Here is a 10,644-nt window from a genome sequence, read left to right on the forward strand (position 1 = left end):
TCATCGGACCTTCGCCTCCGAGTAACGGAAGCTCCCCTGAGATCAAGACCAGGGGCACTCGTGGGCGCATCGAACACCAAAAGAGGAGTACCGAGTGTCTCTCGACGCCGCTACGAAGAAGCAGATCATGGCCGAGTTCGGCACCAAGGAGGGCGACACCGGCTCCCCCGAGGTCCAGGTCGCGATGCTCTCCCGCCGTATCTCGGACCTGACCGAGCACCTCAAGACCCACAAGCACGACCACCACTCCCGCCGTGGTCTGCTGATCCTGGTGGGCCAGCGCCGCCGCCTGCTGCAGTACCTGGCCAAGAAGGACATCCAGCGCTTCCGTGCGCTGGTCGACCGCCTCGGCATCCGCCGCGGTGCGGCCGGCGGTGCCAAGTAAGACGCCGTGAAGGGAGCGGTTCCCACTCTTAGGGGGCCGCTCCCTTTGCTGTACGTGCGCGACGTACCGGACGGCATTTAGTCTGGTCGCACAACGCAATACCGGAACAATGCAATACCGAACGAACGAGAAGCCGCCTCCCCGCCGCCGGTCCTCGGTAGTGGCCCCCGGAGAACCAAGCCCCGGGTGCTTCGATCGAAGACCGGCCCGCAGAACGAGAGCTTCTCGGCCACCGTCCCCCGCCACACGGGCGAGGGGACGAAGACGAGGAGAAAACGCTAGTGGAGAACGAGACCCACTACGCCGAGGCCGTCATTGACAACGGTTCCTTCGGCACCCGCACCATCCGCTTCGAGACGGGCCGACTGGCCCGTCAGGCCGCCGGCTCCGCCGTCGCCTACCTGGACGACGACACCATGGTGCTGTCGGCCACCACCGCTTCCAAGAAGCCCAAGGACCAGCTCGACTTCTTCCCCCTGACGGTGGACGTCGAGGAGCGGATGTACGCAGCCGGCAAGATCCCCGGCTCCTTCTTCCGTCGTGAGGGCCGGCCCTCCGAGGACGCGATCCTCACCTGCCGCCTGATCGACCGCCCCCTGCGCCCGTCCTTCAAGAAGGGCCTGCGCAATGAGATCCAGGTCGTCGAGACGATCATGGCGCTCAACCCCGACCACCTGTACGACGTGGTCGCGATCAACGCCGCCTCCTGCTCCACGCAGCTGGCCGGCCTGCCCTTCTCCGGCCCGATCGGCGGCACCCGTGTCGCCCTGATCAAGGGCCAGTGGGTCGCCTTCCCGACGCACACCGAGCTCGAGGACGCCGTCTTCGACATGGTGGTCGCCGGTCGCGTCCTGGAGGACGGCGACGTCGCGATCATGATGGTCGAGGCCGAGGCCACCGAGAAGACCATCGAGCTCGTCAAGGGCGGCGCCGAGGCGCCGACCGAGGAGATCGTGGCCGCCGGTCTCGAGGCCGCGAAGCCCTTCATCAAGGTCCTGTGCAAGGCGCAGTCGGACCTCGCCGCCAAGGCTGCCAAGCCGACCGGCGAGTTCCCGATCTTCCTCGACTACGAGGACGACGTCCTCGAGGCGCTGACCGCCGCGGTCAAGAGCGAGCTCGCCCAGGCGCTCACCATCGCAGGCAAGCAGGAGCGCGAGGCCGAGCTGGACCGCGTCAAGGCGCTGGCCGGCGAGAAGCTGCTCCCGCAGTTCGAGGGCCGCGAGAAGGAGATCTCCGCCGCCTACCGCTCGCTGACCAAGACCCTGGTGCGCGAGCGCGTCATCAAGGAGAAGGTCCGCATCGACGGCCGTGGCGTCACGGACATCCGTACGCTCGCCGCCGAGGTCGAGGCCATCCCGCGCGTGCACGGCTCGGCGCTGTTCGAGCGTGGCGAGACCCAGATCCTGGGCGTCACCACCCTCAACATGCTCCGCATGGAGCAGCAGCTGGACACCCTTTCCCCGGTGACCCGCAAGCGCTACATGCACAACTACAACTTCCCGCCGTACTCCACCGGTGAGACCGGCCGCGTCGGTTCGCCGAAGCGCCGCGAGATCGGCCACGGCGCCCTGGCCGAGCGCGCGCTCGTGCCGGTGCTGCCGACGCGCGAGGAGTTCCCGTACGCCATCCGCCAGGTCTCCGAGGCGCTGAGCTCCAACGGCTCCACGTCGATGGGCTCGGTCTGCGCCTCCACCATGTCGCTGCTGAACGCCGGTGTGCCGCTCAAGGCCCCCGTCGCCGGTATCGCCATGGGCCTGATCTCCCAGGAGATCGAGGGCGAGACCCACTACGTCACCCTCACCGACATCCTCGGTGCGGAGGACGCCTTCGGTGACATGGACTTCAAGGTTGCCGGTACGAAGACCTTCGTCACCGCGCTCCAGCTCGACACCAAGCTCGACGGCATCCCCGCCTCGGTCCTGGCCGCCGCGCTGAAGCAGGCCCGCGACGCGCGCCTCCACATCCTCGATGTGATGAACGAGGCCATCGACGTCCCGGACGAGATGTCCCCGAACGCCCCGCGGATCATCACCGTCAAGATCCCGGTGGACAAGATCGGTGAGGTCATCGGCCCCAAGGGCAAGATGATCAACCAGATCCAGGAGGACACCGGCGCCGACATCACGATCGAGGACGACGGCACCATCTACATCGGTGCCGCCGACGGACCGGCCGCCGAGGCCGCCCGCGCCACGATCAACGGCATCGCCAACCCGACCATGCCGGAGGTCGGCGAGCGCTACCTGGGCACGGTCGTCAAGACGACCACCTTCGGTGCGTTCGTGTCCCTGCTCCCGGGCAAGGACGGCCTGCTGCACATCTCGCAGATCCGCAAGCTCGCCGGTGGCAAGCGCGTGGAGAACGTCGAGGACGTGCTCGCGGTGGGCTCCAAGGTCCAGGTCGAGATCGCCGAGATCGACTCCCGCGGCAAGCTCTCCCTCATCCCGGTCATCGAGGGTGAAGAGGGCGACGACCAGAAGGACGACACCGACAAGTGACGTCCCGTAGTTCCAGGACGACGGCCCGCACCTCTTCGGAGGCGCGGGCCGTCGCCCGTACCCAAACGCTTCTCAAGGGCGAGAACGGCATCGGCACGGTCCGCCGCACCGTCCTCCCCGGCGGCCTCCGCGTCGTCACCGAGACCCTGCCGTCCGTACGCTCCGCCACCTTCGGGATCTGGGCGAACGTCGGCTCCCGCGACGAGACGCCGTCCCTGAACGGTGCCACGCACTACCTCGAGCACCTCCTGTTCAAGGGCACGCACAAGCGCTCCGCCCTCGACATCTCCTCCGCCCTCGACGCCGTCGGCGGCGAGATGAACGCCTTCACGGCGAAGGAGTACACCTGCTACTACGCGCGGGTGCTCGACACCGACCTGCCGCTCGCCATCGACGTGGTCTGCGACATGCTCACCGGCTCGCTGATTCTGCAGGAGGACGTCGACGCCGAGCGCGGCGTCATCCTCGAAGAGATCGCGATGACCGAGGACGACCCGGGCGACTGTGTGCACGATCTGTTCGCGCACACCATGCTCGGCGACACCCCCCTCGGCCGCCCGGTCCTCGGCACTGTCGACACCATCAACGCGCTGACCGCCGACCGCATCCGGCGCTTCTACAAGAAGCACTACGACCCGACGCATCTGGTCGTCGCCGCCGCGGGCAACGTCGATCACGCCACGGTCGTACGCCAGGTCCGCAAGGCCTTCGAGAAGGCCGGCGCCCTGTCCCGTACGGACGCGGCCCCGACCCCTCCCCGCGACGGTTCGCGGAGCATCCGCACAGCCGGCCGCGTCGAGCTCCTGAACCGCAAGACCGAGCAGGCCCATGTCGTCCTCGGCACGCCGGGCCTGGCCCGCACCGACGAGCGCCGCTGGGCGCTCGGCGTGCTCAACACCGCCCTCGGCGGAGGCATGTCGTCGCGCCTGTTCCAGGAGGTGCGGGAGAAGCGGGGCCTTGCCTACAGCGTGTACTCGTACACCTCGGGCTTCGCCGACACCGGCCTCTTCGGCGTCTACGCGGGCTGCCGCCCCAGCCAGGTCCACGACGTCCTGAAGATCTGCCGCGACGAGCTCGACCGGGTCGCCTCGGACGGTCTGTCGGACGAGGAGATCGGCCGCGCCGTGGGCCAGCTCTCCGGCTCCACCGTGCTGGGCCTGGAGGACACGGGCGCGCTGATGAACCGAATCGGCAAGAGCGAACTGTGCTGGGGAGCGCAGATGTCGGTCGACGACATGCTCGCCCGGATAGCCGCCGTAACCCCCGACGAGGTACGTGCGGTGGCCGGCGAGGTGCTGGGACACCGCCCCTCGCTGTCGGTGATCGGCCCGCTCAAGGACAAGCAGGCGGACCGCCTCCACGAAGCGGTCTCCTAGAAGCGGTCTCCCAACCCTTAAGGAAAGAGCAATGAGCAAGCTGCGCGTGGCCGTTCTCGGCGCCAACGGCCGTATCGGCTCGGAAGCGGTACGAGCCCTCGAAGCCGCCGACGACATGGAACTGGTCGCGGCCCTCGGCCGGGGCGACAAGCTGGAAGCCCTTGTCGAGGCCGGCGCCCAGGTCGTGGTCGAACTGACCACCCCGGCCTCGGTGATGGGCAATCTCGACTTCTGCGTACGCCATGGCATTCACGCGGTTGTCGGCACCACCGGGTGGACCGACGAACGCCTCGCGCAGCTGAACACCTCGCTCGCCGCATCCCCACAGACCGGTGTGCTCATCGCGCCGAACTTCTCCATCGGTGCGGTCCTCACCATGAAGTTCGCGCAGCAGGCGGCGCGTTACTTCGAGTCCGTCGAGGTCGTGGAACTGCACCACCCGAACAAGGCGGACGCGCCCTCCGGCACCGCCACCCGCACCGCCCAACTCATCGCGGCGGCCCGCGCGGAGGCGGGCTGCGCCCCGCAGCCCGACGCCACCGTCACCGCCCTGGACGGCGCCCGCGGCGCTGACGTGGACGGTGTCCCGGTGCACGCCATCCGCCTGCGCGGCCTGCTCGCCCACCAGGAAGTCCTGCTCGGCGGCGAGGGCGAGACGCTCACGATCCGGCACGACTCCCTGCACCACAGCAGCTTCATGCCGGGCATCCTGCTCGGCGTCCGTCGCGTGGTGTCCACCCCAGGCCTCACCTTCGGCCTGGAACACTTCCTCGACCTGGGCTGACGGCCATGGGCGGAAAGATCACGTACTTCTTCCTCGCCACCGTGCTGGTCATCGTCTTCGGCGTGGTGGCGCTGGAGGGTGTGCTCCTCATGCTGACCGGTGAGCCGGCCGCGATGGGGATGGGCGCGGTGGCCTTCCTGCTGCCGTGCGTCGGCGTGTGGTTCCTCTGGCACAACACGCGGTTCGCGCGCAATGCCCATCGGCTTGCCCGCGAGTTGGAGGCCGAAGGCGGCCTGCCGGTCGACGAGTCGAGGCGGACGGCAGGCGGGCGCATCGACCGCGACTCGGCCGACGAGGTCTTCGCCAGGCGTCGCGTGGAGACCGAGGATTCACCGGACGACTGGCGCTGCTGGTTCCGTCTTGCAGTCGCCTACCACGACGCCCGGGACACCCCGCGCGCCCGTAAGGCGATGCAGCGGGCGATCGCACTGCACGACGGCAGGCCGGTCCCGACCCAGACCTAGGCGGCCCGGTACTCCGCGCCCCAGGCCTCGACCGTGTCCGCAGCCCGGTCGAAGGCCTCGGGACGCGACAGGAAGTCCGCGTTGTGATCGGTCAGCAGGGGCAGCGGCTCACCGCTCTGTCGTACGACGACGAGCGCCTGCCCCTGCACGGTCCGCGGCAGCCCGAGCCAGCGAACCGGCTGCTGAACGGTGCGCAGCGCGGCAGTGTGGTTCCACGGCACTGTGGTGGTCGAGAAGAAGTTCACGCGCCGCACTCCGTGGCGGCTGACCCAGACGCCCGCGCGCAGCAGCCGCAGCGCCGCGAAGATCAGTATGAGACCCAGACCGAGGCACGCGCCCGCGCCAGGCAGTGCACCGGCAAACGCGATGATCATCGCCGCGATGAGTACGAACGAGGCGAGCAGCAGCAGCAACGCCGCCGCGGCGACCCGCCAGGGCCCCGGACGGTACGGACGCCGCCAGTGGTCGTGGTCGTCGAAGGGCAGCGCGACGTCGTCATCGTTCGTGCCAAATGCACGGTCGGCCGTCAGAAAAGGCAGGGGCACGACTGATCCTCACTCACCAGCACACTCGGTTGGGCTGTGCCCGGTGAGGCTACCGAGGAGGCCTCTGACCGACCACCCCAGGGGGCCGTACGAGTCAGCGCCTCTCGGACGCCTCGGACTGCTGCGAATGCCCCGGCGCCTGGCCGGAATCCAGCGCGGGAAGCCCGAAAAGCAGGGAGCCGACGAGTCCGGAGACGATGGTCAGCCCGACCAGCGTACGGCCCGCGAGGTCAGAGACGCTCAGCCGCTCACGGGGCGGCTGAGTGACGTTACTGCGGAAGCGGTCGGCCTCGGCGACGAAGGCGAACGGGACGGCCTCTCCCCGGCGGAACATCAGGGCACTCTCCTTGGAATCTGGGGTTGGAATCCAGTGACAGGACACTTCTACTGGTACTGACGTCAAAAACTGTCATTTGGTGCCCGAGTTACTAGAAATGTTCAAAGGGGGCCGAGATACTGCCGCGGCGTTCCCTCGTTAAAGTGGGCGCCGAAGCGTTCAACCGGAAGGACCCCTGGTGCCCGACACCCCCATCGAGACAGCCACGCCGAGCTTCCGCAGCGATGTCACCGTCGAGCTGGTGAAGCACACCGCCAGCGACTCCGACGTGCTGTGGGCCGCCCGGGTCTCCACGGCAGGCGAGCAGTCTCTGGAGGAGCTCCACAAGGACCCCGAGCGCTCCAAGGGGCTCATCAACTACTTGATGCGCGACCGCCACGGCAGCCCCTTCGAGCACAACTCGATGACCTTCTTCATCAGCGCCCCGATCTTTGTCTTCCGCGAGTTCATGCGGCACCGGGTCGGCTGGTCCTACAACGAGGAGTCCGGCCGCTACCGCGAGCTGCAGCCGGTCTTCTACGTCCCGGGCCAGGACCGCAAGCTCGTGCAGGAGGGCCGCCCCGGAAAGTACGTCTTCATCGACGGTTCCCCGGAACAGCACAAGGTCGTGTCCGAAGCCATGATCGACTCGTATCGTCGCTCGTACGAGACGTACCAGGAGATGCTGGCCGAGGGCATTGCCCGCGAGGTCGCCCGTGCCGTCCTCCCGGTCGGCCTGTTCTCCTCCATGTACGCGACCTGCAACGCCCGTTCACTCATGCACTTCCTCGGCCTGCGCACCCAGCATGAGCTGGCGAAGGTCGAGTCCTTCCCGCAGCGGGAGATCGAAATGGTCGGCGAGAAGATGGAGCAGCACTGGGCGAAGCTCATGCCGCTCACGTACGCCGCATTCAATGCGAACGGCCGGGTGGCTCCGTAGGCGCCCGCAGAGGACCCGCTGTGTACGCGCCGAGCACCCGTAGAGCACAGATGTACGGACAGCCCGGCGAAGTGTCCGCATTGCGGTGTTTCATGAAGTTCATCTAGGCTGATCAAACGGACCCGGCACTGCTTGAACCCCCGAGCAGGCAGTGCCGGGCTCCTCATACCACCTTGTACATCACGTCCCCCGAGGGGACACTGCGTACTGAGCAGCGAGTAGCGTGTTACCCATGGCTCCGATCTCCACTCCGCAGACCCCCTTCGGGCGGGTCCTCACCGCCATGGTCACGCCCTTCACGGCGGACGGCGCACTTGACCTTGCCGGTGCCCAGCGACTGGCCGCCCATCTGGTGGACGCAGGCAATGACGGCCTGATCATCAATGGCACCACCGGCGAGTCGCCGACCACCAGCGACGCGGAGAAAGACCAGCTCGTACGGGCCGTGCTGGAAGCGGTCGGAGACCGGGCCCATGTCGTCGCCGGCATCGGCACCAACGACACCCGCCACAGCATCGAGCTCGCCCGCACCGCCGAGCGCGCCGGCGCGCACGGCCTGCTCGCCGTGACGCCGTATTACAACAAGCCCCCGCAGGAGGGCCTGTACCGTCACTTCTCGGCCATCGCCGACGCGACGGGGCTGCCCGTAATGCTCTACGACATCCCCGGCCGCAGCGGCGTCCCGATCGACACCGAGACGCTCGTACGCCTTGCCGACCACCCGCGCATAGTGGCCAACAAGGACGCCAAGGGCGACCTCGGCCGCGCCAGCTGGGCCATCGCCCGCAGCGGTCTCGCCTGGTACTCCGGCGACGACATGCTCAACCTCCCGCTGCTCTCGGTCGGCGCCGTCGGCTTCGTCTCGGTCGTCGGCCATGTGGTCACCCCCGAGCTCCGCGCCCTCCTCGACGCCCACCTCACCGGTGACGTCCAGAAGGCCACCGAGATCCACCAGCAGCTGCTCCCGGTCTTCACCGGAATGTTCCGCACCCAGGGCGTCATCACCACCAAGGCGGCACTGGCCCTCCAGGGCCTCCCGGCCGGACCGCTCAGGCTCCCGCTGGTGGAGCTCTCCCCGGAGGAAACCGCGCAGCTCAAGATCGACCTCGCTGCCGGTGGGGTACAGCTCTAAACATCCCGAATGGCCGCAACGGCCTGAACGGCTTCAAACCCAGACTTCACAACTGAATACGCGAAGAAATCCGGCCAAAACGGCCGGACACAGACAACTGCAAGTGCACGAATGTCATGCACGCCACGTGCCGTAGCGGTACGTGGCGTGCGTGGTGAGGAGAGTCTTTTGAGTCATCCGCATCCTGAACTCGGCGCCCCGCCGAAGCTCCCCAAGGGCGGCCTACGCATCACCCCACTCGGCGGTCTCGGCGAGATCGGCCGAAACATGACGGTCTTCGAGTACGACGGCCGGCTGCTCATCGTCGACTGCGGCGTCCTCTTCCCCGAGGAGGAGCAGCCCGGTATCGACCTGATCCTGCCGGACTTCACCACCATCCGGGACCGTCTCGACGACGTCGACGGCATCGTGCTCACGCACGGCCACGAGGACCACATCGGCGGCGTCCCGTACCTGCTCCGCCTGAAGCCGGACATCCCGCTGATCGGCTCCAAGCTGACCCTCGCCCTGATCGAGGCAAAGCTCCAGGAGCACCGAATCCGCCCGTACACCCTCGAAGTCACCGAGGGCCACCGCGAGCGCATCGGCCCCTTCGACTGCGAGTTCATCGCGGTCAACCACTCCATCCCGGACGCCCTTGCGGTCGCCATCCGCACCCCCGCGGGCATGGCGGTCCACACCGGCGACTTCAAGATGGACCAGCTCCCGCTGGACGGCCGCCTGACCGACCTGCATGCCTTCGCGCGGCTCAGCGAGGAGGGCATCGACATTCTCCTCTCCGACTCGACGAACGCCGAGGTCCCGGGCTTCGTCCCGCCGGAGAAGGACATCTCCAATGTCCTGCGCACGGTCTTCGCGAACGCCCAGAAGCGCATCATCGTGGCGAGCTTCGCCAGCCACGTGCACCGCATCCAGCAGATCCTCGACGCGGCCCACGAATACGGCCGCCGTGTGGCCTTCGTCGGCCGCTCGATGGTCCGCAACATGGGCATCGCCCGCGACCTCGGCTATCTGCGGGTTCCGGCCGGTCTGGTCGTGGATGTCAAGACCCTCGACGACCTCCCGGACCACGAGATCGTGCTGGTCTGCACGGGATCCCAGGGCGAGCCGATGGCCGCGCTCTCCCGGATGGCCAACCGTGACCACCAGATCCGCATCGTCCAGGGCGACACGGTGATCCTGGCCTCGTCCCTCATCCCGGGCAACGAGAACGCCGTCTACCGCGTGATCAACGGCCTGACCCGGTGGGGCGCGAACGTCGTCCACAAGGGCAACGCCAAGGTCCATGTCTCGGGCCACGCCTCGGCCGGCGAGCTGTTGTACTTCTACAACATCTGCAAGCCGAAGAACCTGATGCCGGTCCACGGCGAATGGCGCCACCTGCGCGCCAACGCCGAACTCGGCGCGCTGACGGGCGTCCCGAAGGACCACATCGTCATCGCCGAGGACGGCGTCGTCGTCGACCTCGTCGATGGCAAGGCCAAGATCGTCGGCAAGGTCCAGGCGGGCTATGTCTACGTCGACGGTCTCTCGGTCGGCGATGTCACCGAGACCTCCCTCAAGGACCGCCGCATCCTCGGCGACGAGGGCATCATCTCGGTCTTCGTGGTCGTGGACAGCACCACCGGCAAGATCACCGCCGGTCCGCACATCCATGCCCGCGGCTCCGGCATCGAGGACTCGGCCCTCAACGCCGTCATCCCGAAGATCGAGGAAGCCCTGAACAAGTCCGCCCAGGACGGCGTGGTGGAGCCCCATCAACTCCAGCAGCTGATCCGCCGCTCGGTGGGCAAGTGGGTCTCGGACACCTACCGCCGGCGCCCGATGATCCTCCCCGTCGTCGTCGAGGTCTGACGCCGTCGACCTGGAGCGGGGCCCTCGATTTGCATCGGGGCGCCCCGCTCCAGTACGTTTACGGCTCCGCCCAACGGGAACCCGGCGTACTTGTGCGCCCGGAAGGTTCTCCCGAACGGAGCGGGAATTCCGACTCAGAATCTCTGATAAAGTCGGGCCAGCCGAAAGGCAAAAGACCTCTCCAACGGTCACTGGATTCGAATTCCTCACCGGAAACGGAACGGAAAAAGAATCTGGTAAGGTTGGAAACGCAAAACCGAAGGGAAGCGCCCGGAGGGCCCCGTGAAAAGGGTCTGAAGGAAGCGTCCGTTCCTTGAGAACTCAACAGCGTGCCAAAAGTCAACGCCAGA

10 protein-coding genes are annotated in these 10,644 nt (G+C 67.5%); 8 read left to right on the plus strand and 2 right to left on the minus strand.

All coding sequences use genetic code 11. From position 1 onward, the window contains the following. The first annotated feature begins 94 nt into the window (after positions 1-94). From rpsO to ACH492_RS36335, 5 genes are all read left to right on the plus strand, one after another. A complete protein-coding gene (gene rpsO / locus ACH492_RS36315; protein WP_003958228.1) occupies positions 95-385 on the plus strand; it encodes a 30S ribosomal protein S15 in 291 nt (96 codons plus the stop codon). A 281-nt stretch (positions 386-666) separates the two neighbouring features. Continuing rightward, the gene (locus ACH492_RS36320) at positions 667-2,883 is read left to right on the plus strand and encodes a polyribonucleotide nucleotidyltransferase (RefSeq protein ID WP_398993117.1); all 2,217 of its coding nucleotides are present in this window, start codon (positions 667-669) and stop codon (positions 2,881-2,883) included. Then, positions 2,880-4,259, plus strand: coding sequence for a pitrilysin family protein (locus tag ACH492_RS36325; RefSeq protein WP_356223263.1), 1,380 nt, complete (start codon positions 2,880-2,882; stop codon positions 4,257-4,259). The genes ACH492_RS36320 and ACH492_RS36325 overlap by 4 nt, the downstream gene beginning before the upstream one ends. Before the next feature lie 31 nt (positions 4,260-4,290). Further along, entirely contained in the window at positions 4,291-5,043 is a 753-nt protein-coding gene (dapB, locus tag ACH492_RS36330; protein WP_398993119.1) for a 4-hydroxy-tetrahydrodipicolinate reductase, read from the plus strand. Positions 5,044-5,048: 5 nt separating this feature from the next. Beyond that, positions 5,049-5,507 carry a hypothetical protein gene (locus ACH492_RS36335; RefSeq protein WP_398993121.1) on the plus strand — a complete coding sequence of 153 codons (459 nt, stop codon included), beginning with the start codon at positions 5,049-5,051 and terminating at the stop codon, positions 5,505-5,507. Here ACH492_RS36335 and ACH492_RS36340 read toward each other — a convergent pair. Together ACH492_RS36340 and ACH492_RS36345 are read right to left on the minus strand one after the other, a co-directional pair. Continuing rightward, complete coding sequence (locus tag ACH492_RS36340; RefSeq protein ID WP_398993123.1) at positions 5,504-6,052, minus strand: hypothetical protein; 549 nt, start codon at positions 6,050-6,052, stop codon at positions 5,504-5,506. The genes ACH492_RS36335 and ACH492_RS36340 overlap by 4 nt on opposite strands. A 94-nt stretch (positions 6,053-6,146) precedes the next feature. Next, positions 6,147-6,386, minus strand: coding sequence for a hypothetical protein (locus ACH492_RS36345; protein ID WP_398993124.1), 240 nt, complete (start codon positions 6,384-6,386; stop codon positions 6,147-6,149). A 181-nt stretch (positions 6,387-6,567) separates the two neighbouring features. Here ACH492_RS36345 and thyX point away from each other — a divergent pair, with 181 nt between their 5' ends. The 3 genes from thyX to ACH492_RS36360 all read left to right on the plus strand — a co-directional run bounded on the left by thyX (position 6,568) and on the right by ACH492_RS36360 (position 10,294). Beyond that, positions 6,568-7,308, plus strand: coding sequence for an FAD-dependent thymidylate synthase (gene thyX, locus ACH492_RS36350; protein ID WP_398993126.1), 741 nt, complete (start codon positions 6,568-6,570; stop codon positions 7,306-7,308). A gap of 232 nt (positions 7,309-7,540) precedes the next feature. Next, entirely contained in the window at positions 7,541-8,440 is a 900-nt protein-coding gene (dapA, locus tag ACH492_RS36355; protein ID WP_398993128.1) for a 4-hydroxy-tetrahydrodipicolinate synthase, read from the plus strand. A gap of 168 nt (positions 8,441-8,608) precedes the next feature. Then, on the plus strand, positions 8,609-10,294 hold the full coding sequence (locus ACH492_RS36360) for a ribonuclease J (RefSeq protein WP_398993130.1): 1,686 nt from the start codon (positions 8,609-8,611) through the stop codon (positions 10,292-10,294). Positions 10,295-10,644 lie beyond the last annotated feature (350 nt).

It is taken from the genome of Streptomyces sp. NPDC019443, from assembly GCF_044389785.1.
Taxonomy (GTDB): Bacteria; Actinomycetota; Actinomycetes; order Streptomycetales; family Streptomycetaceae; genus Streptomyces.

Excerpts from the sequence above, each read along its gene's own strand:
- ACH492_RS36345 (WP_398993124.1), bottom strand. The coding sequence starts at position 6,386 with ATGTTCCGCCGGGGAGAGGCCGTCCCGTTCGCCTTCGTCGCCGAGGCC.
- dapB (WP_398993119.1), top strand. The coding sequence starts at position 4,291 with ATGAGCAAGCTGCGCGTGGCCGTTCTCGGCGCCAACGGCCGTATCGGC.
- dapA (WP_398993128.1), top strand. The coding sequence starts at position 7,541 with ATGGCTCCGATCTCCACTCCGCAGACCCCCTTCGGGCGGGTCCTCACC.
- ACH492_RS36335 (WP_398993121.1), top strand. The coding sequence starts at position 5,049 with ATGGGCGGAAAGATCACGTACTTCTTCCTCGCCACCGTGCTGGTCATC.